This is a genomic window from Pseudomonas sp. CP-1, from assembly GCF_021213715.1.
GTDB classification, from domain to species: domain Bacteria; phylum Pseudomonadota; class Gammaproteobacteria; order Pseudomonadales; family Pseudomonadaceae; genus Pseudomonas; species Pseudomonas aeruginosa.
Window position 1 is genome coordinate 221,003 of record NZ_JAJQKY010000005.1, and the last position, 24,443, is coordinate 245,445.

25 protein-coding genes are annotated in these 24,443 nt (G+C 68.0%); 14 read left to right on the forward strand and 11 right to left on the reverse strand.

Features of this window, described 5'->3' with window-relative positions; translation table 11 throughout:
• The first annotated feature begins 109 nt into the window (after positions 1 to 109).
• From bioB to LT948_RS12815, 9 genes are all read left to right on the forward strand, one after another.
• Positions 110 to 1,168: a biotin synthase BioB gene (gene bioB / locus LT948_RS12775; RefSeq protein ID WP_009315099.1), complete on the forward strand. Its 1,059-nt coding sequence runs from the start codon at positions 110 to 112 to the stop codon at positions 1,166 to 1,168.
• A 105-nt stretch (positions 1,169 to 1,273) separates the two neighbouring features.
• Positions 1,274 to 2,479: an 8-amino-7-oxononanoate synthase gene (gene bioF / locus LT948_RS12780; protein WP_073657361.1), complete on the forward strand. Its 1,206-nt coding sequence runs from the start codon at positions 1,274 to 1,276 to the stop codon at positions 2,477 to 2,479.
• Positions 2,472 to 3,194, forward strand: coding sequence for an alpha/beta fold hydrolase (locus LT948_RS12785; RefSeq protein WP_003084828.1), 723 nt, complete (start codon positions 2,472 to 2,474; stop codon positions 3,192 to 3,194). Before bioF ends, LT948_RS12785 begins: the two co-directional genes overlap by 8 nt.
• Positions 3,187 to 4,011 (forward strand): malonyl-ACP O-methyltransferase BioC, encoded by an 825-nt coding sequence (gene bioC / locus LT948_RS12790; RefSeq protein WP_003084830.1) that lies wholly within the window; start codon positions 3,187 to 3,189, stop codon positions 4,009 to 4,011. Before LT948_RS12785 ends, bioC begins: the two co-directional genes overlap by 8 nt.
• A 3-nt stretch (positions 4,012 to 4,014) precedes the next feature.
• Positions 4,015 to 4,701, forward strand: a complete 687-nt coding sequence (gene bioD, locus LT948_RS12795; RefSeq protein ID WP_003111241.1) for a dethiobiotin synthase — start codon at positions 4,015 to 4,017, stop codon at positions 4,699 to 4,701.
• Positions 4,702 to 4,809: 108 nt separating this feature from the next.
• Positions 4,810 to 5,040: a hypothetical protein gene (locus LT948_RS12800; RefSeq protein WP_003103338.1), complete on the forward strand. Its 231-nt coding sequence runs from the start codon at positions 4,810 to 4,812 to the stop codon at positions 5,038 to 5,040.
• 340 nt (positions 5,041 to 5,380) lie between these two features.
• Positions 5,381 to 7,186, forward strand: a complete 1,806-nt coding sequence (locus LT948_RS12805; RefSeq protein ID WP_003084842.1) for a phenylacyl-CoA dehydrogenase — start codon at positions 5,381 to 5,383, stop codon at positions 7,184 to 7,186.
• A 212-nt stretch (positions 7,187 to 7,398) separates the two neighbouring features.
• Positions 7,399 to 9,195, forward strand: coding sequence for an acyl-CoA dehydrogenase C-terminal domain-containing protein (locus tag LT948_RS12810; RefSeq protein ID WP_003160871.1), 1,797 nt, complete (start codon positions 7,399 to 7,401; stop codon positions 9,193 to 9,195).
• 274 nt (positions 9,196 to 9,469) lie between these two features.
• On the forward strand, positions 9,470 to 11,368 hold the full coding sequence (locus tag LT948_RS12815; RefSeq protein WP_232197079.1) for an acyl-CoA dehydrogenase C-terminal domain-containing protein: 1,899 nt from the start codon (positions 9,470 to 9,472) through the stop codon (positions 11,366 to 11,368).
• Positions 11,369 to 11,700: 332 nt separating this feature from the next.
• Here the strand turns inward: LT948_RS12815 and nirN are convergent, their stop codons facing one another.
• Genes nirN through nirS form a run of 11 tightly spaced genes read right to left on the reverse strand, consistent with a single transcriptional unit; the run spans position 11,701 to position 20,690 of the window.
• Positions 11,701 to 13,182, reverse strand: coding sequence for a dihydro-heme d1 dehydrogenase (gene nirN / locus LT948_RS12820; RefSeq protein ID WP_023112687.1), 1,482 nt, complete (start codon positions 13,180 to 13,182; stop codon positions 11,701 to 11,703).
• On the reverse strand, positions 13,173 to 14,012 hold the full coding sequence (gene cobA, locus LT948_RS12825; RefSeq protein ID WP_033981684.1) for a uroporphyrinogen-III C-methyltransferase: 840 nt from the start codon (positions 14,010 to 14,012) through the stop codon (positions 13,173 to 13,175). Before cobA ends, nirN begins: the two co-directional genes overlap by 10 nt.
• Positions 14,013 to 14,022: 10 nt before the next feature.
• A complete protein-coding gene (gene nirJ / locus LT948_RS12830) occupies positions 14,023 to 15,186 on the reverse strand; it encodes a heme d1 biosynthesis radical SAM protein NirJ (protein WP_003106109.1) in 1,164 nt (387 codons plus the stop codon).
• Positions 15,180 to 15,695 (reverse strand): siroheme decarboxylase subunit beta, encoded by a 516-nt coding sequence (gene ahbB, locus LT948_RS12835; protein WP_003084858.1) that lies wholly within the window; start codon positions 15,693 to 15,695, stop codon positions 15,180 to 15,182. Before ahbB (LT948_RS12835) ends, nirJ begins: the two co-directional genes overlap by 7 nt.
• Positions 15,670 to 16,113 carry an Lrp/AsnC family transcriptional regulator gene (locus LT948_RS12840; RefSeq protein WP_003084860.1) on the reverse strand — a complete coding sequence of 148 codons (444 nt, stop codon included), beginning with the start codon at positions 16,111 to 16,113 and terminating at the stop codon, positions 15,670 to 15,672. The genes ahbB (LT948_RS12835) and LT948_RS12840 overlap by 26 nt, the downstream gene beginning before the upstream one ends.
• Positions 16,106 to 16,630 (reverse strand): siroheme decarboxylase subunit beta, encoded by a 525-nt coding sequence (gene ahbB, locus LT948_RS12845; RefSeq protein WP_003111534.1) that lies wholly within the window; start codon positions 16,628 to 16,630, stop codon positions 16,106 to 16,108. Before ahbB (LT948_RS12845) ends, LT948_RS12840 begins: the two co-directional genes overlap by 8 nt.
• Entirely contained in the window at positions 16,627 to 17,079 is a 453-nt protein-coding gene (locus LT948_RS12850) for an AsnC family transcriptional regulator (RefSeq protein WP_003084864.1), read from the reverse strand. Before LT948_RS12850 ends, ahbB (LT948_RS12845) begins: the two co-directional genes overlap by 4 nt.
• A gap of 8 nt (positions 17,080 to 17,087) precedes the next feature.
• The gene (gene nirF / locus LT948_RS12855) at positions 17,088 to 18,266 is read right to left on the reverse strand and encodes a heme d1 biosynthesis protein NirF (protein ID WP_015502252.1); all 1,179 of its coding nucleotides are present in this window, start codon (positions 18,264 to 18,266) and stop codon (positions 17,088 to 17,090) included.
• On the reverse strand, positions 18,263 to 18,622 hold the full coding sequence (gene nirC / locus LT948_RS12860; protein WP_003084870.1) for a cytochrome c55X: 360 nt from the start codon (positions 18,620 to 18,622) through the stop codon (positions 18,263 to 18,265). Before nirC ends, nirF begins: the two co-directional genes overlap by 4 nt.
• Positions 18,619 to 18,933: a cytochrome C-551 gene (gene nirM, locus LT948_RS12865; RefSeq protein ID WP_003084872.1), complete on the reverse strand. Its 315-nt coding sequence runs from the start codon at positions 18,931 to 18,933 to the stop codon at positions 18,619 to 18,621. Before nirM ends, nirC begins: the two co-directional genes overlap by 4 nt.
• Before the next feature lie 50 nt (positions 18,934 to 18,983).
• Positions 18,984 to 20,690, reverse strand: coding sequence for a nitrite reductase (nirS, locus tag LT948_RS12870; RefSeq protein ID WP_015502253.1), 1,707 nt, complete (start codon positions 20,688 to 20,690; stop codon positions 18,984 to 18,986).
• 215 nt (positions 20,691 to 20,905) lie between these two features.
• Here nirS and nirQ point away from each other — a divergent pair, with 215 nt between their 5' ends.
• The 5 genes from nirQ to norB all read left to right on the forward strand — a co-directional run bounded on the left by nirQ (position 20,906) and on the right by norB (position 24,442).
• Complete coding sequence (nirQ, locus tag LT948_RS12875) at positions 20,906 to 21,688, forward strand: transcriptional regulator NirQ (protein ID WP_003084875.1); 783 nt, start codon at positions 20,906 to 20,908, stop codon at positions 21,686 to 21,688.
• A 34-nt stretch (positions 21,689 to 21,722) separates the two neighbouring features.
• Positions 21,723 to 22,250 (forward strand): cytochrome c oxidase subunit 3, encoded by a 528-nt coding sequence (locus LT948_RS12880; RefSeq protein ID WP_073657368.1) that lies wholly within the window; start codon positions 21,723 to 21,725, stop codon positions 22,248 to 22,250.
• 7 nt (positions 22,251 to 22,257) lie between these two features.
• Positions 22,258 to 22,515, forward strand: a complete 258-nt coding sequence (locus LT948_RS12885; protein WP_003084879.1) for a cytochrome C oxidase subunit IV family protein — start codon at positions 22,258 to 22,260, stop codon at positions 22,513 to 22,515.
• Between the two features lie 89 nt (positions 22,516 to 22,604).
• Entirely contained in the window at positions 22,605 to 23,045 is a 441-nt protein-coding gene (norC, locus tag LT948_RS12890; protein WP_003084881.1) for a nitric oxide reductase subunit NorC, read from the forward strand.
• Positions 23,045 to 24,442: a nitric-oxide reductase subunit NorB gene (norB, locus tag LT948_RS12895; RefSeq protein ID WP_003084883.1), complete on the forward strand. Its 1,398-nt coding sequence runs from the start codon at positions 23,045 to 23,047 to the stop codon at positions 24,440 to 24,442. The genes norC and norB overlap by 1 nt, the downstream gene beginning before the upstream one ends.
• The last annotated feature ends 1 nt before the right edge of the window (position 24,443 follow it).

The window sequence follows — 24,443 nt, forward strand, 5'->3', positions numbered from 1 at the left end:
CTGGGTTGACAGCGTCCTAGAGCCACTTATGATGCCCCTTAAGCCTGACCCCGGCGTGCCGGGGCTCCCCGACAAAAGGCGCCATGCAAGCGTCGAAGGAATCTTCCCCATGAGTGCAACCGCTTCCGTCGCCACCCGTCACGACTGGTCCCTCGCCGAAGTCCGTGCCCTGTTCGAGCAGCCATTCAACGACCTGCTGTTCCAGGCGCAGACGGTGCATCGCGCGCACTTCGACCCGAACCGCGTACAGGTCTCGACGCTGCTGTCGATCAAGACCGGCGCCTGTCCCGAGGACTGCAAGTACTGCCCGCAGTCCGGCCACTACAACACCGGCCTGGACAAGGAGAAGCTGATGGAGGTGCAGAAGGTCCTCGAGGCGGCGGCCGAGGCCAAGGCCATCGGTTCGACCCGCTTCTGCATGGGCGCTGCCTGGAAGCACCCGTCGGCCAAGGACATGCCCTACGTCCTGGAGATGGTCAAGGGCGTGAAGAAGCTCGGCCTGGAGACCTGCATGACCCTCGGCCGCCTGACCCAGGAACAGACCCAGGCGCTGGCGGACGCCGGCCTCGACTACTACAACCACAACCTGGATACCTCGCCGGAGTTCTACGGCAACATCATCACCACCCGCACCTACAGCGAGCGCCTGCAGACCCTGGCCTACGTGCGCGAGGCGGGGATGAAGATCTGCTCCGGCGGCATCCTCGGCATGGGCGAGTCGGTGGACGACCGCGCCGGCCTGCTGATCCAGTTGGCGAACCTGCCGGAGCACCCGGAGTCGGTGCCGATCAACATGCTGGTGAAGGTCAAGGGCACGCCGTTGGCCGAGGAGAAGGACGTCGATCCGTTCGACTTCATCCGCACCCTGGCGGTGGCCCGGATCATGATGCCGAAGTCCCACGTGCGCCTGTCCGCTGGCCGCGAGCAGATGAACGAGCAGATGCAGGCGCTGGCCTTCATGGCCGGGGCCAACTCGATCTTCTACGGCGAAAAGCTGCTGACCACGAAGAACCCGCAGGCCGAAAAGGACATGCAGTTGTTCGCCCGTCTCGGCATCAAGCCGGAAGAGCGCGAAGAGCACGCCGACGAAGTGCACCAGGCCGCCATCGAGCAGGCGCTGGTGGAACAACGCGATTCGCAGCTGTTCTATAACGCCGCTTCCGCCTGACCATACTGGAAGGGAGGGCGCCGCCGTCCCTTCGTTGCAGCCGCTGATGTCGGCCCTGCGTGGACGGGTGCGCCTGCGTCCGTCCAGCAACACGAGCGACCTGCCATGTCCTTCGATCTCGCTTCCCGCCTCGCCAGCCGGCGCGCGGAAGACCTCTACCGCCAGCGGCCGCTGCTGGAGTCGGCCCAGGGCCCGGACGTCGTGGTCGACGGCCAGCCGCTGCTGGCCTTCTGTTCCAACGACTACCTCGGCCTGGCCAACCATCCCGAAGTGATCGCCGCGTTACGCGCCGGCGCCGAGCGCTGGGGCGTGGGCGGCGGCGCCTCGCACCTGGTGGTCGGCCACAGCGGTCCGCACCACGAACTGGAGCTGGCCCTCGCCGAATTCACCGGGCGGCCGCGCGCGCTGCTGTTCTCCACCGGCTACATGGCCAACCTTGGCGCGGTGACCGCGCTGGTCGGCAAGGGCGACACGGTGCTGGAGGACCGCCTCAACCACGCTTCGCTGCTGGATGCCGGATTGCTCTCCGGCGCGCGTTTCTCGCGCTACCTGCACAACGACCCGGCAAGCCTCGCCGCGCGCCTGGACAAGGCCGAGGGCAATACCCTGGTGGTCACCGACGGGGTCTTCAGCATGGACGGCAATCTCGCCGACCTGCCGGCCCTGGCCGCCGTGGCGCAGGCCCGCGGCGCCTGGCTGATGGTCGACGACGCGCATGGTTTCGGCCCGCTGGGCGCCAGCGGCGGCGGGATCGTCGAACACTTCGGCTTCGGCCAGGAGCAGGTGCCGGTGCTGATCGGCACCCTCGGCAAGGGTTTCGGTACCGCCGGCGCCTTCGTAGCGGGCAGCGAGGAACTGATCGAGACCCTGATTCAGTACGCCCGGCCCTACATCTACACCACCAGCCAGCCGCCAGCGGTGGCCTGCGCCACCCTGAAGAGCCTGGAGCTGCTGCGCCGCGAAAGCTGGCGGCGGCAACACCTGGCGGCGCTGATCGCCCGTTTCCGCCATGGCGCCGAGGCGCTTGGCCTGACCCTGATGGACAGCTTCACGCCGATCCAGCCGATCCTGGTCGGCGGCAGCCGCCAGGCCGTGGCCCTGGCCGGCATGCTTCGAGCCCGTGGCATCATGGTCGGCGCGATCCGCCCGCCAACCGTGCCGGCCAACAGCGCGCGGCTGCGCGTCACGCTGTCCGCCGCGCACAGCGAAGCGCAGGTCGACCGCTTGCTCGAAGCCCTCGGCGAAAGCTGGCGACAGCTGTCGTCTAGCCTTCTGGCAGAGATCGAAGCCGAGGAGGGAGACGATGCGTGACCACTTGATCCTGTTGCCGGGCTGGGGCCTGGGCAGCGCACCGCTGGAACCGCTGCGCGACGCGCTGCACGAGCGCGAGCCGCACCTGAACGTGTTGATCGAGCCGCTGCCGTCGCTGGACGACGCCGCCGACTGGCTCGACGAACTCGACGATAACCTGCCGCGCGATAGCTGGCTGGCCGGCTGGTCGCTGGGAGGCATGCTCGCCGGCGAACTGGCGGCGCGCCGCGGCGACGATTGCCGGGGCCTGCTGACCCTGGCCAGCAACCCGTGCTTCCGCGTGCGCGAGGACTGGCCGAACGCGATGCCGGCGGAAACCTTCGAGGACTTCTTCGAGGCTTTCCTGCTCGAACCGCACCTGACCCGCAAGCGTTTCACCCTACTGGTCAGCCAGGGTGCGCGCGACCCTCGGACCCTGGCGCGGCAACTGCAGGTGGCGCTGCCGCAGCTGGAGCGCGAGGCGCTGGTCGCCGGCCTGCAGTTGCTCGGCCAACTGGATACCCGGGCCGCCCTGGAAAACTTCCGCGGGCCGCAATTGCATCTGTTCGCCGAAGCCGATGCGCTGGTGCCGGTGGCCGCCGCCGAGGCCCTGCTCGAGTGGCTGCCGGACGTCGAGGTCTCGACCCTGGCGGCCAGCCACGGCCTGCCGCTGGAATGCCCGGACGAGGTGGCCAGCGCAATCCTGAGATTCCTTCGCGAGGGTGACGATGCCTGACGATTCCGCGCCGCTGCTGGCGCCCCATGGCGTTGCCGCGCTGCCCGACAAGCGCCGGGTCGCCGCGTCGTTTTCCCGCGCGGCGGCCAGCTACGACGCGGTGGCCGAACTCCAGCGCGGCGTCGGCGAGAGCCTGCTGTCGGCATTGCCGGAAGGCTTCTCGCCGCGCCGCTGGGTCGATCTCGGCTGCGGCACCGGTCATTTCAGCCGGGCCCTGGAACGCCGCTTTGGCGCGGCCGAGGGCCTGGCTGTGGACATCGCCGAAGGCATGCTGCGGCATGCCCGCGCGCGCGGCGGCGCCAGCCATTTCATCGGCGGCGACGCCGAGAGGCTGCCGTTGCGCGACGGCAGTTGCGACCTGCTGTTCTCCAGCCTGGCCATCCAGTGGTGCGCCGACCTCCCGGCGGTCCTGGCCGAGGCGCGGCGGGTCCTGCGGCCGGGCGGCGTGCTGGCGTTCAGCAGCCTGTGCGTCGGTACCCTGGGCGAGTTGCGCGACAGTTGGCGGGTGGTGGACGGCTTCGTCCACGTCAATCGCTTCCGCGCCTTCGCCGACTACCTGCAACACGCGGCCGGCAGCGGTCTGCTGCCGCTGACCCTGCGCCACGAGGACCGGGTCCTGCATTTCCCCGACCTGCGCAGCCTGACCCACGAACTCAAGGCGCTGGGCGCGCACAACCTCAACCCCGGGCGGCCCGACGGCCTGACCGGGCGCCAGCGCATCCGCGCGCTGGTCGCCGCCTACGAGCGTTTCCGCCAGCCCGAGGGGCTGCCCGCTACCTACCGCGTCGTCTTCGGCGTGCTGCGCAAGGATTCCTGAACCATGCCGGCGTTCTTCGTCACCGGTACCGACACCGAGATCGGCAAGACCACCATCGCCGCCGGCCTGCTCCACGCGGCCCGGCGTGCCGGCCTGAGCACCGCCGCGGCGAAGCCGGTGGCCTCCGGCTGCGAGCCCACGGCGCAAGGCCTGCGCAATGGCGACGCGCTGGCGTTGCTCGGCCAGTGTTCGCTGGCGCTGGCCTACGAGCAGGTCAACCCGCTGGCCTTCGCGCCGGCCATCGCCCCGCACCTGGCGGCGCGCGAGGCCGGCGTCGAACTGAGCGCCGCACGCTTGCACGAGGCGGTGCGCGAGGTGCTGGCGCTACAGGCCGATCTCACCCTGGTGGAGGGCGCCGGCGGTTGGCGCGTGCCGTTGCAGGGTCGCGAGAACCTCTCCGACCTGGCGCGCCTGCTGGCGCTGCCGGTGGTGCTGGTGGTCGGCGTGCGCCTGGGCTGTATCAACCATGCGCTGCTCAGCGCCGAGGCGATCCTGGGCGACGGCCTGGCGCTGGCCGGCTGGGTGGCCAACGTGGTCGACCCGGCTACCTCGCGCCTGGAGGAGAACCTGGCGACCCTCGCCGAGCGCCTGCCGGCGCCCTGCCTGGGCCGGGTACCGCGCCTGGAGGAAGCCACTCCCGCGGCCGTGGCCGCGCACCTCGACCTGCGGCCCCTGGGCATCGGGCTATAAACAGCGGGCCGTCCATAACCAACGGGCGGTACCCAGCGCCGGCCAAGTCTGCTTGAATAGAAGCCACTTGCTATCGTAGCGGCGCGTGCGCGTCCCCAGGAGTAGACGGTGGAAATTTCCGGCAACGCTTTCGTCAGTGGCCTCAATGCGGTGCAGTCGGGTAGCGCCCGCGTCGCCCAGGCCGGCAGCGAGATCGCCCGCAACACCGTGGAGGCCCGTTCGCCCCAGGCCGAGCAGATGGTCGAGCTGACCCGCGGCAAGCTCGAGGCGCAGAGCGGCGCCCGGGTCATCGAGGTAGCCGACGAGACCCTCGGCACCCTGATCGACACCCACGCCTGACTCCCTGGCGGCCGGCAGCGGTCGCCCCCGACTCTTTCTTTTCCGACTGTCACCCGGCGGCCCCTGAAGCCTGCCGGGCGCTTCGCCATGGGCTTTACTGAGAGAGACGAAAGCGCTTTGGATGGTCGTTGCAGCCAGTGATTTCGGGCATGACCGAGCGGTCGGTTCGGATGCTTGACAAGGGATTGGCGTAAACGTATGTTTCAAACGCCTGTTTGAGAGTCGGGACGCATGAGTGCGTCCGGCAAGGCGACCGGGAGCGATCCCGCACTGCGACCGCAGACTCTGGACATCCGTCCGGTCGCCGATTAACCAGAACCCTTCGTAGAGGTTGACTGCTATGCCTGATTACAAGGCCCCCTTGCGTGATATCCGTTTCGTTCGCGACGAGCTGCTGGGCTACGAAGCGCACTACCAGAGCCTGCCGGGCGCCGAAGACGCGACTCCCGACATGGTCAACGCCATCCTCGAGGAAGGTGCGAAGTTCTGCGAACAGGTGATCGCTCCGCTGAACCGCGTCGGCGACCTGGAAGGCTGCACCTGGAGCGCCGACGGCGTGAAGACCCCGACCGGCTTCAAGGAGGCCTACCAGCAGTTCGTCGAAGGCGGCTGGCCGAGCCTGGCCCATGACGTCGAGCACGGCGGCCAGGGGCTGCCGGAATCCCTCGGCCTGGCCATCAGCGAGATGGTCGGCCAGGCCAACTGGTCCTGGGGCATGTACCCGGGCCTGTCCCACGGCGCCATGAACACCCTGCATGCCCACGGCACCGCCGAGCAGCAGGCGACCTACCTGACCAAGCTGGTCTCCGGCGAGTGGACCGGCACCATGTGCCTGACCGAGCCGCACTGCGGCACCGACCTGGGCATGCTGCGCACCAAGGCCGAGCCGCAGGCCGACGGCAGCTACAAGGTCACCGGCACCAAGATCTTCATCTCCGCCGGCGAGCACGACATGGCCGACAACATCGTCCATATCGTCCTGGCCCGCCTGCCCGACGCCCCGCAGGGCACCAAGGGCATCTCGCTGTTCATCGTACCGAAGTTCCTGCCCAACGCCGAAGGCAACGCCGGCGAGCGCAACGCGGTTTCCTGCGGTTCCATCGAGCACAAGATGGGCATCCACGGCAACGCCACCTGCGTGATGAACTTCGACGCCGCCACCGGCTTCCTGATCGGCCCGCCGAACAAGGGCCTGAACTGCATGTTCACCTTCATGAACACCGCTCGCCTGGGTACCGCGCTGCAAGGCCTGGCCCATGCCGAAGTCGGTTTCCAGGGCGGCATCGCCTATGCTCGCGAGCGTCTGCAGATGCGCTCGCTGACCGGTCCGAAGGCGCCCGAGAAGCCCGCCGACCCGATCATCGTGCATCCTGACGTGCGCCGCATGCTGCTGACCATGAAGGCCTTCGCCGAAGGCAATCGCGCGATGCTGTACTTCGCCGCCAAGCAGGTCGACATCGTCCAGCGCAGCCAGGACGAAGAGCAGAAGAAAGCCGCCGACTCGATGCTGGCCTTCCTCACGCCGATCGCCAAGGCGTTCATGACCGAAGTCGGCTTCGAGTCCGCCAACCACGGCGTGCAGATCTTCGGTGGCCACGGTTTCATCGCCGAGCACGGCATGGAGCAGAACGTCCGCGACAGCCGCATCTCGATGCTGTACGAAGGCACCACCGGCGTTCAGGCCCTCGACCTGCTGGGTCGCAAGGTGCTGATGACCCAGGGCGAGGCGCTGAAGGGCTTCACCAAGATCGTGCACAAGTTCTGCCAGGCCAACGAAGCCAACGAAGCCGTCAAGGAATTCGTCGCTCCGCTGGCGCAGCTGAACAAGGAGTGGGGCGACCTGACCATGAAGGTCGGCATGGCCGCCATGAAGGATCGCGAGGAAGTCGGCGCCGCTTCGGTGGACTACCTGATGTACTCCGGCTACGCCTGCCTGGCCTACTTCTGGGCCGACATGGCGCGCCTGGCCGCCGAGAAGCTGGCCGCCGGCACCGGCGAGGAAGCCTTCTACAAGGCCAAGCTGCAGACCGCGCGCTTCTACTTCCAGCGCATCCTGCCGCGTACCCGCGCCCACGTCGCCGCCATGCTGTCCGGCGCCAACAACCTGATGGAGATGGCCGAGGAAGATTTCGCCCTCGGTTACTGATGGCACGGGCCGCTGGCGGCCCGTTCCCCAGGTGAGAAAGAGCCCGCCCTTCGGCGGGCTTTTTCATGCCTGCGATCCGCTGCATCCTGGCCTTCCGACCTCGGGGTTATGGCGTTGCATTCAGCGTCCGCAGCGTGATTGTAGGCGCCCGCCCGGCGCAGTAGCTTCGAGGGATTCGCGCCTGTGGGGCGCCCCTGCCGAGGAGAACAGAGATGCCGGAATACAAGGCTCCGCTGCGCGACATGCGCTTCCTGATCGATGAGGTATTCGACTTCCATGGGCGCTACCAGGCGCTCGGCGCCAGCGACGCGACCCCGGACATGGTGGCGGCGATCCTCGATGAAGGGTCGAAATTCTGCGAACAGGTTCTGGCGCCGCTGAACCGCTCCGGCGACGAAGAGGGCTGCCACTTCGACAACGGCGTGGTGACCACGCCCAAGGGTTTCAAGGAAGCCTATGCACAGTACGTCGAGGGTGGCTGGAACGGTGTCGCCAGCGATCCCGCGTACGGCGGCCAGGGCCTGCCGCACTCGCTGGGTCTGCTGCTCAGCGAGATGATCGGCGCCAGCAACGTCTCCTGGGGCATGTACCCGGGCCTGACCCGCGGCGCCATGTCGGCGATCCACGCCCACGGCAGCCAGGCGCAGAAGGACCTCTACCTGGCGCGGATGACCGCCGGCACCTGGACCGGCACCATGTGCCTGACCGAGCCGCACTGCGGCACCGACCTGGGCATCATCAAGACCCGCGCGGTGCCGAACGCCGACGGCAGCCATGCGATCAGCGGGACGAAGATCTTCATCTCCGCCGGCGAGCACGACCTGAGCGAGAACATCGTTCACCTGGTGCTGGCCAAGTTGCCCGATGCGCCGGCCGGGACCAAGGGTATCTCGCTGTTCATCGTGCCGAAGTTCCTCCCCGACGCCGCCGGCGAGGCAGGCGTGCGCAACGCGGTTTCCTGTGGCTCCATCGAGCATAAGATGGGGATCAAGGCCTCGGCCACCTGCGTGATGAACTTCGACGGCGCCACCGGCTACCTGATCGGCGAGCCGAACAAGGGCCTGCACTGCATGTTCACCATGATGAACCACGCCCGCCTGGGCACCGGCATGCAGGGCCTGTGCCTTGGCGAGACCAGCTACCAGGGCGCCGTGCGCTATGCCCGGGAACGCTTGCAGATGCGCTCGCTGACGGGGCCGAAGGCGCCGGACAAGCCGGCCGACCCGATCATCGTGCACCCCGACGTACGGCGCATGCTGCTGACCATGAAGGCGTTCAACGAAGGCAACCGCGCGCTGGCCTACTTCACCGCCCAGTTGCTCGACACCGAGCACCTGTCGCAGGACGCCGCCGAGCGCGAGCGGGCCGCCGACCTGCTGGCCTTCCTGACACCGATCTGCAAGGCCTTCATGACCGAGACCGGGCAGGAGGTGACCAACCTCGGCATGCAGGTCTACGGCGGCCACGGCTACATCCGCGAGTGGGGCATGGAGCAGTTGGTCCGCGATTGCCGCATCGCACAGATCTACGAAGGCACCAACGGCATCCAGGCCCTCGACCTGCTTGGCCGCAAGGTACTGGGCAGCCAGGGCAAGCTGTTGCGCGGTTTCACCAAACTGGTCCACCAGTTGTGCCAGGCCCAGGCCGAGCATCCGCAACTGAAGGGACAGGTCGCGCAACTGGCGGCGCTGAACGCGCAGTGGGGCGAACTGACCCAGCAGGTGGGCCTGGCGGCGATGAAGAATGCCGACGAAGTGGGCGCCGCCTCGGTGGACTACCTGATGTTCTCCGGCTACGTGACCCTGGCCTATTTCTGGTTGCGCATCGCCCTGGTGGCGCGCGAGAAGCTGGATGCCGGCAGCGGCGAGGCCGCGTTCTACGAAGCCAAGCTGGCCACCGCCGACTTCTACTTCAGTCGCCTGCTGCCGCGCACCGCGGCGCACGCCGCGGCGATCCAGGCCGGCGCGGCGGGCCTGATGAGCCTGTCGGCGGAGCAGTTTTCGCTCTAGCGGCTGCCGGGGCAGGGGCGCGGCGCTTCTTCCCCCCGGTTTCTCCCCCACCCGCCGGGCCCGTCGGACTCCCGGCGAACTCGCTCGAGCCCGCGAAAAGCGGGCTTTTTCATGCCTGTCGCATAGAAGACCGATATAGACTTAATGGTCACGACGTGACGCTACAAGTCCGAAATGTTGGTGGTGTAGACTCGGCCGCGGCACGCCTTTCGTGCCTCCATTTTGTTGCCGCTGGCCCCCGGCCGGCGATCGGTACGATCGAGGATTCCCCCACATGGCTGATTACAAAGCTCCGCTGCGCGACATGCGCTTCGTCCTCAATGAGGTGTTCGAGGTCTCCCGGCTCTGGGCGCAACTGCCGGCGCTGGCCGAAGTGGTCGACGCCGAGACCGCCGCGGCGATCCTCGAAGAGGCCGGCAAGGTCACCGCCGGTACCATCGCCCCGCTGAACCGTCCGGGCGACGAGGAAGGCTGCCAGTGGAACGCTGGCGCGGTGAGCACCCCGGCCGGCTTCCCCGAGGCCTACCGGACCTACGCCGAAGGCGGCTGGGTCGGCGTCGGCGGTGATCCGGCCTACGGCGGCATGGGGATGCCCAAGGTGATCTCGGCGCAGGTCGAGGAACTGGTCAACTCGGCCAACCTGTCGTTCGGCCTGTATCCGATGCTGACCGCCGGCGCCTGCCTGGCGCTCAATGCCCATGCCAGCGACGAATTGAAGGACAAGTACCTGCCGAACATGTACGCCGGTATCTGGGCCGGTTCCATGTGCCTGACCGAGCCGCATGCCGGCACCGACCTGGGCATCATCCGCACCAGGGCCGAGCCGCAGGCCGACGGCTCCTACAAGATCAGCGGGACCAAGATCTTCATCACCGGCGGCGAGCATGACCTGACCGAGAACATCATCCACCTGGTGCTGGCCAAGCTGCCCGACGCCCCGGCCGGGCCGAAGGGCATCTCGCTGTTCCTGGTGCCGAAGGTGCTGGTCAACGCCGACGGCTCGCTGGGCGAGAAGAACAGCCTGGGTTGCGGCTCCATCGAGCACAAGATGGGGATCAAGGCCTCGGCCACCTGCGTGATGAACTTCGACGGCGCCACCGGTTGGCTGGTGGGCGAGGTCAACAAGGGCCTGGCGGCGATGTTCACCATGATGAACTACGAGCGCCTTGGCGTCGGCATCCAGGGCCTGGCCACCGGCGAGCGCTCCTACCAGAGCGCCATCGAGTATGCCCGCGAGCGTATCCAGAGCCGCGCGCCGACCGGCCCGGTAGCCAAGGACAAGGCCGCCGACCCGATCATCGTGCACCCCGACGTGCGCCGCATGCTGCTCACCATGAAGGCGCTGAACGAAGGCGGCCGCGCCTTCTCCAGCTACGTCGCGATGCAGCTGGACACCGCCAAGTACAGCGAAGACGTGGTCACCCGCAAGCGTGCGGAAGAGCTGGTGGCGCTGCTGACCCCGGTGNACGAAGGCGGCCGCGCCTTCTCCAGCTACGTCGCGATGCAGCTGGACACCGCCAAGTACAGCGAAGACGTGGTCACCCGCAAGCGTGCGGAAGAGCTGGTGGCGCTGCTGACCCCGGTGGCCAAGGCATTCCTCACCGACATGGGACTGGAAACCACTATCCATGGCCAGCAGATCTTCGGCGGCCACGGCTTCATCCGCGAATGGGGCCAGGAGCAACTGGTGCGCGACTGTCGCATCACGCAGATCTACGAAGGCACCAACGGCATTCAGGCGCTCGACTTGGTGGGACGTAAGGTGATCGGCAGCGGCGGCGCCTTCTCCCGTCACTTCACCGACGAGATCAAGGCCTTCGTCGCTTCCGCCGACGAGGCCCTGGGCGAGTTCAGCAAGCCGCTGGCGGCCGCCGTGGAGAACCTGGAAGAGCTGACCGCCTGGCTGCTCGACCGCGCCAAGGGCAACCCCAACGAGATCGGCGCGGCGTCGGTCGAATACCTGCATGTGTTCGGCTACACCGCCTATGCCTACATGTGGGCATTGATGGCGCGCACCGCGCTGGCCAAGCAGGGCGAGGACGACTTCTACGCCAGCAAGCTGGGTACCGCGCGCTTCTACTTCGCCCGCCTGCTGCCGCGCATCCATTCCCTGAGCGCCTCCGTGCGCGCCGGCAGCGAGTCGCTGTACCTGCTGGACGCCGAGCAGTTCTGAGGCCTGGCGCCTGAGACGGAAAGCCCCGCGATGCGGGGCTTTTTTCTGGGCGCCGGGGGCTCGGCGCGCGGGACGGGTGGGGGTGGATATCCGCTTGCGGCTATCCGCCATTCCCAGGGTTTTCTCGGGGCCGTGATGGGACAGGGTGATCGGCGGATAACGCCGTTGGCGTTATGCCCTAGGGCTCCTCGCGCAGGGTGGGCGGTAGGGCGAATAACCGCTTGCGGTTATCCGCCATTCCCGTGGTTTTTCTCGTGCCGTGAGGGGACAGGGTTGTCGCGGTCCGTCGCGGAGGATACGGGGATATCCGTTGATGGCGTCTCGCCCGAGCCTCAGTGCGAGGTTCCCTCCGCATAGCCGATCTTGTTGCCGACGTTGTACTTGCCCGACGGCTTGTTCATCGGCAGTCGCTTCACTTCCTCCAGGCTGTGCGCGTCGTAGACCACCAGCGCGCCGTCGCGGTCCCAGACGCTGAGCAGGGCGTAGCGGCCGTCGCGGGTGAACTCGACGTGGCCGGCCACCTTGCCCGGGCTGGGGCGCAGGCGATGGGCGATTTCCAGGGTCTGCTTGTCGATCAGCAGGATCTCGTCGTGTTTCTTGCCAAGGAAGGTATCGGTCCAGGCGTAGGGCGAGTCGGCATGGCTGCGCATGAAGAAGCCAGGGCCGTCGGTGACGATTTCCTTCAACGGCTTCCAGTTTTGCAGGTCGATCACCGAGATCACCCCGCGGCTGATGTTCGGCGTAGCGAACACCCAGCGCCCGTCGCGCTTCCAGTAGATGCCCGAGCCGAGGTGCGGCATGCCCGACAGCGGGATCGAGGCGACCCGCGCGCCGCTGTCCAGCTCGATCACCTCGCCGCCCCTGGCCTGCCGCGAGCTGCCCAGCAGGTAGCGGTAGTCGGGGCTGAAGGAGAAGTCGTCGAGGTAGTCGGCCACCGCCAACCGTTTCGGCGCGACCGGCTTGCCGTTGGCATAGGGCAGCTCCCACAGCTCGTGGACGTCCTTCAGGGCGACCACGAAGCTGTGCCGCGGCGGTGCCGTGTATACCGCGCTGACCCGCGAGGCCTGGCCCTGGGCGTCGGCCGCCGGGATGACCTGCACCAGGGACAGGTCGCGGGCGTCCAGCAGCACCAGGTTGCCGGGCAGGTAGTTGCCCACCAGGACCCAGCGCCCGTCGTCGCTGACCGCCAGGTTGCGCGTGTTGAGGCCGGCGCGGACCTCGGCGACCACCTTCAGGTTGTACAGGTCGTAGAGGGTCACCCAGCCGTCGCGCGAGGCGAAGTACACCAGGCGCCCGTCCGGGGAGAACTTCGGACCACCGTGCAGGGCGTAGCGCGATGGGAAGCGGGCGATGGGCTCGAAGCGATCGCCGTCGAGGATGGTCACGTGGTGGTCGCCGGATTCCACCACCACGAACAGGTTCAGCGGGTCGGCCTCGAAGCGGGGCCTGGACGGCAGGGTGGCGAGGGGATGCGGCTGAACCTGGCTGGCCCGGATGTCCTCGGCGCTCCACTGCGGTTCGCGCGGCGGCGTCTGGTAGAGATAGGCGACCAGGGCGTCCGCCGCGGCGTCGTCCAATTGACCGGCAAAGCCGGCCATCTGGGTTGCCGGGCGACCGTGCAGGATCACCTCGCGGGCCTGCGCCGGCTTCAGCCGCGAAAGGCTTTCCGGGAGCAGGGTCGGGCCGCTGCCGCCGAGCCGCCCGGCGCCGTGGCAGGCCTGGCAGTGCTGGCGGTAGAGCGCTTCCCCCGGCGCTTCGCCGGCCTGTGCGAGGGCGCCGAGGAGCAGGCCGAGGGCGAGGCCGATCAGGCGCATGCGACGGCCTCGCGGCTGATCGGCGAGCCGGCGCCCAGGTATGAAGGATGCGCCATCGCGCGCTCGGCGAAGAGCGCCACCACCTGGCCGACGACGATCAGCGTCGGCGGCTTCAACTGGTAGCGCCGCGCCAGCGCCGGCAGCTCGGAAAGGGCGCCGCGGGTCACCTGCTGGCCCGCCTGGGTGCCCTGGCTGACCAGCGCCGCCGGGGTGTCGCTGGCGAGGCCGTGCTCGACCAGGCGCGCGGCGATCTCGGCGAGGTTGCCCAGGCCCATGTAGAACACCAGGGTCTGCTTGCCGCGCGCCAGGCCGGCCCAGTCGAGGTCGAGGCGGCCGTCGTTCTGCAGGTGGCCGGTGACGAAGGTGCAGGACTGGGCGAGGTCGCGGTGGGTCAGCGGGATGCCGGCGTAGGTACTGCAACCGGAGGCGGCGGTGACGCCGGGGACCACCTGGCAGTCGACGCCGGCCTCGAGCAGGCGCTCCAGCTCCTCGGCGCCGCGACCGAAGATGAACGGGTCGCCGCCTTTCAGGCGGACCACCCGGCGTTGCTGCCGGGCCAGGCGCACCAGCAGCTCATTGATTTCTTCCTGCGGCAGGCTGTGGTGGCCGCAGCGCTTGCCGACGTAGATGCGCTGGCAGCTTTCCGGCAGAAGGGCGATCAGCTCGCGGGCGACCAGGCGGTCGTAGACCACCACCTCGGCCTGTTGCAGCAGGGCCCAGGCGCGCAGGGTGAGCAGGCCCGGATCGCCGGGGCCGGCGCCGACCAGGGCGACGCTGCCGGCAGGGAAATCGACATCGAGGAGGGACGGCGGAATCACGGTAGTGTTCATGAGGCTTTCCTTAGACGGCGTGCAGCGCGATGCGCTCGAGGCCGATTTCCTGATCGCTGAGGTAGCAGCCGGGGTCTTCGCCCCAGAGTTCTCCGCCGGCCCAGGCGCGGGTGCGGGTGTTGCCGTTGCAGATGTCCAGCCAGCGGCATTGGCTGCAGCGCCCGACCACCGGTCGCGGGCGCTGGCGCAGTTGCAGGAGCAGCGGGTCGGGGCGCTCGAACCAGAAGTCGGCGAAGCGCTGATGGCGGATGTTGCCGACGCTGTGGTGCCACCAGTAGCTGTCCGGATGCACCTCGCCGGTGTTGTCGATGTTGGCGATGCCCTCGCCCGAGGCGTTGCCGCCCCAGTCCAGCAGCAGCTCGCAGAGACGCGCCAGTTGCTGCGGGCGGCGGCGCTTGAGCCAGTCGAGGAGAAGGATCGCGTCGGCGTCGTTGTTGCCGGTGACGAAGTCGCTGTCGCGCCCCTGCCGGATGTCCTCGTCGGCCCGTTCGAAGAGCAGCGCGAGGGCCTCGCGGGTGCGCCGGTGGTGGGCGTCGAGGGCGCGGCTGCGGCGGCCGCGGCCACTGTAGTTGAGGTGCGAGAGGTAGAACTTCTGCACGTCGAGTTCGCGCATCAGGTCGAGCAGTGCCGGTAGTTGCGCGGCGTTCTCCTCGGTCAGGGTGGTGCGCATGCCGACGCGGATATCCGCCTCGCGGCACAGGCGCATGGCCGCCAGCGCGGCGTCGAAGCTGCCCTGCTTCTGGCGGAAGCGGTCGTGGGTCTCGCGCAGGCCGTCGAGGCTGATGCCGACGTAGTCGAAGCGGGCCTCGGCGACGCGCTGGATGTTGCCCTCGTCGATCAGCGTGCCGTTGCTCGATAGCGCCACGAACATCCCGGCCTGGCGCGCATGGGCGGCGATCTCGAAGAGATCCGGGTGCATCAGCGGTTCGCCGCCGGAGAGAATCAGCACGCGCACTCCGGCGGCGCGCAGGTCGTCGATGCCGCGAAGGATTTCCGCGGTCTCCAGTTCGCCACGGAAGTCGCTGTCGGCGGAGGTGGAATAACAGTGCTTGCAGGTCAGGTTGCAGCGCCGCAGCAGGTTCCAGATCACCACCGGGGCGCGCCTGCCGCCGGCGCGGCGCGGCGTCGGCGCGTCCTCGGCGAGGCTGCGCAGGTAATGGCTGATCCTCAGCATGGACGTTCCTCCTTCTGCGCCAGGCGCAGGCCGGTCTTCTTCAGGATGCGGCTGCTCACCAGCATCTCGTCGGCGCGACAGTCCTCGCCGAGCAGCAGGCGGATCTGCTGGCGGTAGCCTTCGATCTCCGCTTCGCTGCGGCCGTGGACCATGGCGAACAGGTTGTAACGCCACTGCGGCAGATGGCGCGGGCGCCGGTAGCAATGGCTGACGAAGGACAGCCCGCCTACCAGCCGGCCGAGGCGTTCGATGCGTTCGTCGGCGACGTCCCAGACGGTCATGCCGTTGTGCCGGTAGCCAAGGCGATAGTGGTTGGGCACCGCGGCGATGCGCCGGATCACCCCGGCGTCGCGCAGGCGCTTCAGCAGCGCCAGGGTCTCCGCCTCGCTCAGCCGCAGTTGCGCGGCGATCCACGCCCAAGGGTCGGCGACCAGCGGCAGGCCGGCCTGGGTCAGTTCGATCAGGCGGCGGGCGAGCAGGGCGTCAGAGGGGGAAATGCAGGCCGACATGGTAGGTCGCCTCCTTGGGCAGGTCGAGTACCGCCAGCCCGCTCTCGCGCTCCAGCCGTGCGAGGGTCTCGGCGACCTCCGCCGGGCTGTCGCAGGCGACCACCAGCCACATGTTCAGGGCGTGCTCGCGACGGTAGTTGTGGGCGACCTGCGGCCAGCCGGCGAGCAGCGCGGCGATCTCTTCGAAACGCGCCTCCGGCACGCTCATGGCGGCCAGGGTGAAGGCACCGCCGAGGGGCTCGATATCGAACAGCGGACCGAAGCGGGTCAGGGTGCCGTCGTCGAGCAGGTCGTCGAGGCGGCGCAGGATGTCTTCCTCGCGGCAATCCAGCTCGGCGGCGAGCAGCGCGTAGGGATGCGGCTCCAGCGGCAGGCCGTGTTGCAGGCGGTTCAGCAGGCGCCGGTCGAACTCATCCATGGCGGCGCTCCAGGTCGGCCGGCGGCGCGGTGTAGCGGCCGCCGCACTGCTTGTAGGCGCGCAGGCTGAACAGCCAGCGGTGCGGTGTCTGGCGCAGGGCGTGGCGCTCCAGCAGGGCCTCGATCTGGCGTTCCACTTCGCCGCGCTCGCGGCCGTGGATCATGCAAAACAGGTTGTATGGCCACATCGGCAGGCGACGCGGGCGGCGGTAACAGAGCGAGACGATTGTTTCGTGGGCGAGGGCGCGGCCGACGGCGTCGACCTCCGCGTCGGCGACGTCCAGCACCAGCATGGCGTTGGCGGTATAGCCCAGGGCGCGGTGGTGGAGGATCACTCCGAAGCGGCGGAACAGGCCGTCTTCGTCCCAGCGGCGGACCTGTTCCAGCACTTCGTCTTCGCCGGCGCCGATGCGTTCGGCGAGCACCCGGTAGGGCCGGCTGGCCAGCGGCAGGCCCTGTTCCAGCAGGTAGCGCAGGTGTTGCCGCTGCGGCGCGGCGAGGGGTTCGACGGGGTTCATCGGCTGGCCTCCAGGGGAAACGCGAGGTCGATGCAGTAGGCTTCCTGCATCGGCAGGTCGAGGGGTTGCAGGCCGGTGTCGGCGGCGATCTCCGCCAGTACCCGGTCGAGTTGCGCGCGGTCGCCGGCGGTGAGCACGAACCACAGGTTGTAGCGGTGTTCGCGCTGGTAGTTGTGGTTGACCTCGGCGTACTGGCTGATGCGCTCGGCGACCCGTTGCAGACGCTCCTCGGGCACCGCCAGGGCAGCCAGGGTGCTGGCCCCGGCGCGTTGGTGGCGGAGCACCGGGCCGACCCGCGACAACGCGCCGTCGGCTTCCAGGCGACGCAGCCGTTCGAGCACCTCGGCTTCGCTGCAACCCAGGGTCTCGGCCATCCGCCGATAGGGTTCCGCGCAGATCGGCAGGCCTTTCTGGTAGCGGGCGAGGAGGCGGCGGGAGAGGTCGTCCATGGTGCCTCCTAGAGTCCGATGTGCTGGGCGCGGTGGCTGAAGAAGATGCCGCTCGGGCTGCGGGCTGGAAGGCTGCCGATGCGCTTCAGGCGGTACGGGTCCCAGACCTGCAACTGGTCGGCGTCGCGCACCGAGATCCAGACCTGGTCGCCGCGCCCGCTGAATTCCATGTGCAGTACGCCGGGGCCAGGGCGCAGGGTTTCGATCACTTCGTGGGTCTCGCTGTCGATGACCTGCACCTTGTCGTTGTCCGGGTAGGCGAAGTTGACCCAGATCTGCCGGTCGTCCGGTCGAGTCATGACGAACACCGGCTGGCCGGCGACGTCGATGGCGTCGGTCTGCTTCCAGTCGCGCGCGTCGAGCACCAGCACCTGGTGATGGCCGACCGCCGGGACGAAGGCCTGGTCGCTGGCGATGGTCCAGCCCTCCAGGTGCGGCATCTTGTACACCGGCAGCTTGCGTTGGCCGCGGCCGTAGTCGCCGAGTACGCGCCTGACGCCGCGCTCCGGGTGCCAGAGGTCGAGCTGGGCCATGCCGTCCTCGCCGAACAGCCCGGCCATGTAGTAGCGCCCGTCGGGGCTGATGAGGGCGTCGTAGGGTTGCTTGCCGATATCGCGGAAGCGGGTCAGGTGCGGCGTGTCGCCCTGGCTGAAGTCGGCGATCCAGATCTCGCCGCTGTCGAACAGGCTGAACACGAAACGCTGCCCCGGCGCGTCGACCAGGCCGACCACCCGGGAGTTCCTGTCCTGGCCGGGGAGGCGGGTGGCGGGAATCTCGGCGACCAGCTCCAGGGTGCGGCTGTCGAACACCTTGACCCCGCCCGGCTCGTAGTTGGATATCGCGACCAGCCGACCGTCCTGGCTGATCGCTCCGCCGATGCTGTTGCCGCCCTGGATCAGGCGCTTGTCGATGCGCTGGGCCAGCAGGTCGAGCTTGGTCAGGCCGCCGTCGCGACCGAATACGTAGGCGTAGCGCTGGTCGCGGGAGAACACCAGGGAGGCGTGGGACAGGTCGCCGAGGCCTTCGACCCGCGCCAGCGAGGTCTTCGCCGTGCCGTCGAGGATCTGCACGCTGCCGTCGGCGCGTTCGATCAGCACGCCGAGGTCGCCGCTGCCGCGCAAGGGCGGCTGCTGGCTACAGCCGGCGAGCAGGGCGAGGAAAAGCGGCGCGAGGGGACGCAGGTTCATGGGGCGATCTCTCCTTCGATCAGGCGGTCCACCAGCCAGCCGGCGTCGTCTTCGCTGAGCAGGCCGGCCCAGGGGGGCATCGGGGTTTGCGGACGGCCCATGAGCACGGTGGCGACCAGCGATTCGCGCGGCTTGCCGCGCAGGGCCTCGGGGGTCAGCGCCGGGCCGAGGCCGCCGGTCAGGCGCAGGCCGTGGCAGGAGCCGCAGTCCTGCAACAGCAGGTGACGCAACTGGGCCTGGCGACGGGCATCGGGATGCTCGTCGGCCAGGCCCGGAAGAGGACAGGCGAACGTCAGCGCGAGGGCCAGCCACAAGGCGTGGCTGGCGGCGCGCCGGAAGTCCGGAGGGGCGTTCATTTCTGCGACAGGACCCACTTCGCCAGGGTCTGCGCCTCGTCGTCGCTGACCGCGTTCGGCGGCATCGGGATCGGGCCCCAGACGCCCTGGCTGCCGTTCTTGATCCGCTGCGCGAGTTCCGCTTCGGCGCCGGCCTGGCCGGCGAACTTGGCGGCGACGTCCTTGTAGGCCGGGCCGACCATCTTGGTGTCGATGGCATGGCAGGCCACGCAGCCCTTGTTCTTGAACAGCACTTCGGGGTCTTCGGCCCAGGCGCCCTGGGCGAGCAGGGTGCCGGTGGCGAGCAGCGAAAGCAGTGCGTACGGTTTCATCACGGTTCCTCGTAGGGGGGAGCGTGCGGGGCGTGCCCCGCACGCGGGTCTCAGTACACGTCGTGCTGGGTGTTGTAGACGTTGAACTTGCCGGTCGGGGTGATCAGCCGCGGGTCCTTGACCACGGCCTTGAGCTTCAGGGTCTTGTCGTCCACCACCACCAGCGCGGAGCTGTCGTTCTTGCCGTTCCACACCGAGAACCAGACTTCATCGCCGCGCTTGTTGTACTCGGGCTGCACCACCCGCTTGGCGCCTTCGCCGAGATCGGCCCATTCGGCGATCGGCAGCACCTGGTACTTGGCGTCGAGGTTCTTCAGGTCGAACACCGCGACGCTCTGGCTGATCCTGGCGTCGGGGTTGAAGGTGGTGTCGACGTAGAGGTGCGAGGACTTCGGATGGGTCTTGATGAACAGCGAGCCGCCGCCCTGGCCCTGTAGCTCGGCGACTTTCTTCCAGGCGTACTGCGGATGGTTCTTCGGATCGGTGCCGATCAGCGAGATGCTGCCGTCGCCCAGGTGGCTGGTGCTCCACACCGGGCCGTACTTGGGATGCACGAAGTTGGCGCCACGCCCCGGGTGCGGGGTCTTGCCGACGTCGACCAGGGCCGACAGGCGACGGTCCTTGGAGTCGATCACGGCAACCTTGTTGGAGTTGTTGGCGGCGGTCATGAAGTAGCGGTGGCTGCTGTCCCAGCCGCCGTCGTGGAGGAATGGCGCCGCACCGATGCTGGTGACGGTGAGGTTGTCGATATCCTTGTAGTTGACCAGCAGGACCTTGCCGGTCTCCTTCACGTTGACGATGAACTCGGGGTGCTCATGGGAGGCGATGATCGCCGCCACGCGCGGTTCCGGGTGGTAGGTCTGGGTGTCTACGGTCATGCCGCGGGTGGAGACGATCTGCTTCGGCTCCAGGGTCTCGCCGTCCATGATCGCGAACTGCGGCGGCCAGTAGGCGCCGGCGATGGTGTAGCGGTCCTCGTAGCCCTTGAACTTGGAGCTTTCCACCGAGCGCGCCTCGATGCCGATCTTGATCTCGGCGACCTTGGTCGGCTCCTTGGCCCACAGGTCGATCATGTCGATCCGCGCGTCGCGGCCGATCACCAGCAGATAGCGGCCGGAAGCGGACATCCGCGAGATATGCACGGCATAGCCGGTATCGATGACCTTGACGATCTTCTTGCTGTCGCCGTCGACCAGGGCGATCTGCCCGGCGTCGCGCAGGGTCACCGAGAACAGGTTGGGCAGGTCGAGGTCGTTGAGCTGTTTCTTCGGCCGGTCCTCCGGCTTCACCAGCACCTTCCACGATTCGCGCATCTCCGGCATGCCCCACTCCGGCGGTTGCGGCGGGGTGTGCTGGATGTACTTGGCCATCAGGGTGATCTGTTCCTTGCTCAGCTCGCCGGAGCTGCCCCAGTTCGGCATGCCCAGCGGGGTGCCGTAGGTGATCAGCGCTTCCAGGTATTGCTGGCCGCGTTGCTGGGTGATGTCCGGGGTCAGCGGCTTGCCGGTGGCGCCCTTGCGCAGGACACCGTGGCAACCGGCGCAGCGTTGGAAGTAGATCTGCTTGGCCTCGTTGAACTCGCTTTCACTCATGTCGGGGGCACCGTTGGTGCGCACCACGTGAGCGGGATCGACGGCGGAAGCGGCACCCTGGTATTGCTCGGCGGCTTTCATGTCGTCCTTGGCGTGAGCGGTGGCCAGGCCCAGCAGCGTCAGCGAGGCGAACAAGGTGCCCACCAGTGGCTTGCCAAATGGCATGGTCTATCTCCTCAGGAGCCCTGCGAGGCGCTCCCTTAGCAGTGTTTTGGGGGTGGCTGCGTCGGGAACTCCCGGGAATTCATGGCGCGAAAGGATCATAGAAAGCAGGGTCTTTACCCTTGCTTGACCGGAATCAAGATTGCGTTGCTTTGCGCTTGTGGCACCTTCCAACTGTGAATAGCGTGCGGTCCTAATCCCTAGCGCAGGAGTAGGACATGCGGGACGCGACACCCTTCTACGAGGCCACCGGCCATGAGATCGAAGTCTTCGAGCGCGCCTGGCGGCACGGCCTGCCGGTATTGCTCAAGGGCCCCACCGGTTGCGGCAAGACCCGCTTCGTCCAGTACATGGCGCGGCGCCTGGAACTGCCGCTGTACAGCGTCGCCTGCCACGACGACCTGGGCGCCGCCGACCTGCTCGGCCGCCATCTGATCGGCGCCGACGGCACCTGGTGGCAGGACGGCCCGCTGACCCGCGCGGTGCGCGAAGGCGGTATCTGCTACCTGGACGAAGTGGTGGAGGCGCGCCAGGACACCACGGTCGCCATCCACCCGCTGGCCGACGACCGCCGCGAGCTGTACCTGGAGCGCACCGGCGAGACGTTGCAGGCGCCGCCTTCGTTCATGCTGGTGGTGTCCTACAACCCCGGCTACCAGAACCTGCTCAAGGGCCTGAAGCCCAGCACCCGGCAGCGTTTCGTCGCGTTGCGCTTCGACTACCCGGCGGCGCAGCAGGAGGCACGCATCCTGGTCGGCGAGAGCGGTTGTGCCGAGGCCCTGGCGCAGCGCCTGGTGCAGTTGGGCCAGGCGCTGCGGCGGCTGGAGCAGCACGACCTGGAGGAAGTCGCCTCGACCCGCCTGCTGATCTTCGCCGCGCGCCTCATCGGCGACGGCATGGACCCGCGCGAGGCGTGCCGGGTGGCGCTGGCCGAACCGCTCTCGGACGACCCGGCGACGGTGGCGGCGCTGATGGACATCGTCGATCTCCATGTCGCCTGATACCGTCGAGCGGCGCCTGCCCGGCGACCTGGCGATGTGGTTCTTCATCCTCGCCGAACTCAGCGTGTTCAGCCTGCTGCTGCTGGCGTTCGCCGGTGCCCAGGCCTGGCAGCCGGAGCTGTTCCGCGCCGGCCGGGAGCAACTGGATAGCCGCTGGGGCCTGTTGCTGACCGTGGCCCTGCTCAGCTCCGGCTGGCTCGCCGCGCTGGCGGTGCACGCGGTGCGCCGCGGACGGCCGCGCCAGGCGAGCGGCTGGTTGCTGGCGGCGCTGCTGCTGGCGCTGGTCTATGTCGGCCTGAAGTCGCACGAGTACGGGCGGCTCGCCGACCTCGGCCTGGACATCGAACACGACACTTTCTTCACCCTCTACTGGTGCCTGACCGGCTTCCATTTCCTCCACGTCCTGCTCGGCCTGCTGATCCTCGGCTGGCTGGCGCAGGCCTGCTGGCGCCGGTGTTATACGCCGCAGGCTTGCTCGGGACTGGAGTCGGGAGTGCTCTACTGGCACATGGTCGACCTGGTCTGGGTGCTGCTGTTCCCGCTGGTCTACGTCCTGCAATGAGGTGCCGATGCGAACCCTGACCCTCTGCTGGCTGGCGTTGCTGGCGCTGGCCGTGGCCGGTGTGCTGCTGGGCGGCGCCGGCGACTCTCCCTGGCTGCTGGCGGCGGTGCTGGCCTGCGCGGTGGCCAAGGGCTGGCTGATCGGCGAGCGCTTCATGGAGCTGGCCCATGCCCCGGCGCTATGGCGCCGCCTGCTGCTGGCCTGGCCGCTGCTGATGGCCCTGGCGGTGGGCGCTGCGCTGTACCTGGCGCGGATGAATAACTGAGTAAATCGTTCGGGAATCTTGATTGCCATCAAGCGGGTTCGCCGCCGCCGCTTCCTAGAATCGCCGCACCACCCATTCCAGGAGGCCGCATGTCCGAGACCTTTACCAAAGGCATGGCCAGGAACATCTATTTCGGCGGGAGTGTGTTCTTCATCCTGCTGTTCCTGGCCCTGACCTACCACACCGAGAAGACCCTGCCCGAGCGCACCAACGAGGCCGCGATGAGCGCCGCGGTGGTGCGCGGCAAGCTGGTCTGGGAACAGAACAACTGCGTCGGCTGCCACACCCTGCTCGGCGAGGGTGCCTACTTCGCGCCGGAGCTGGGCAACGTGGTCGGACGCCGTGGCGGCGAGGAGGGCTTCAACACCTTCCTCCAGGCCTGGATGAAGATCCAGCCACTGAACGTGCCGGGCCGCCGCGCCATGCCGCAGTTCCATCTCAGCGAAGGGCAGGTCGACGACCTGGCCGAGTTCCTCAAGTGGAGCTCGAAGATCGATACCAACCAATGGCCGCCGAACAAGGAGGGTTGATGATGTCGCCCAATGGCTCCCTGAAATTCGCCTCGCAGGCGGTCGCCAAACCCTACTTCGTGTTCGCCCTGATCCTCTTCGTCGGGCAGATCCTGTTCGGCCTGATCATGGGCCTGCAGTACGTGGTCGGCGACTTCCTGTTCCCGGCGATCCCCTTCAACGTCGCGCGCATGGTGCACACCAACCTGCTGATCGTCTGGCTGCTGTTCGGCTTCATGGGCGCTGCCTACTACCTGGTGCCGGAGGAGAGCGACTGCGAGCTGTACAGCCCGAAGCTGGCCTGGATCCTGTTCTGGGTATTCGCCGCCGCCGGCGTGCTGACCATCCTCGGCTACCTGCTGGTGCCCTACGCCGGCCTGGCCAGGCTCACCGGCAACGAACTGTGGCCGACCATGGGCCGCGAGTTCCTCGAACAGCCGACCATCAGCAAGGCGGGCATCGTGATCGTCGCCCTGGGCTTCCTGTTCAACGTCGGCATGACCGTGCTGCGCGGGCGCAAGACCGCCATCAGCATGGTCCTGATGACCGGCCTGATCGGCCTCGCCCTGCTGTTCCTGTTCTCCTTCTACAACCCGGAAAACCTCACCCGCGACAAGTTCTACTGGTGGTGGGTGGTGCACCTGTGGGTGGAAGGCGTGTGGGAACTGATCATGGGTGCGATCCTCGCCTTCGTGCTGGTGAAGATCACCGGGGTCGACCGCGAGGTGATCGAGAAGTGGCTCTACGTGATCATCGCCATGGCGCTGATCAGCGGCATCATCGGCACCGGCCACCACTACTTCTGGATCGGCGTGCCCGGCTACTGGCTGTGGCTCGGCTCGGTATTCTCGGCGCTGGAGCCGCTGCCGTTCTTCGCCATGGTGCTGTTCGCCTTCAACACCATCAACCGCCGCCGCCGCGACTATCCGAACCGCGCGGTCGCACTGTGGGCCATGGGCACCACGGTGATGGCCTTCCTCGGCGCGGGAGTGTGGGGCTTCATGCATACCCTGGCGCCGGTCAACTACTACACCCACGGCACCCAGCTCACCGCCGCCCACGGCCACATGGCCTTCTATGGCGCCTACGCGATGATCGTGATGACCATCATCTCCTACGCCATGCCGCGCCTGCGCGGGATCGGCGAGGCGATGGACAACCGCTCGCAGGTCCTGGAGATGTGGGGCTTCTGGCTGATGACCGTGGCGATGGTGTTCATCACCCTGTTCCTCTCCGCGGCCGGGGTGCTGCAGGTCTGGCTGCAACGGATGCCGGCGGACGGCGCGGCGATGACCTTCATGGCCACCCAGGACCAGCTGGCGATCTTCTACTGGCTGCGCGAAGGCGCCGGGGTGGTGTTCCTCATCGGCCTGGTCGCCTACCTGCTGAGCTTCCGGCGCGGCAAGGCGGCCGCCTGAG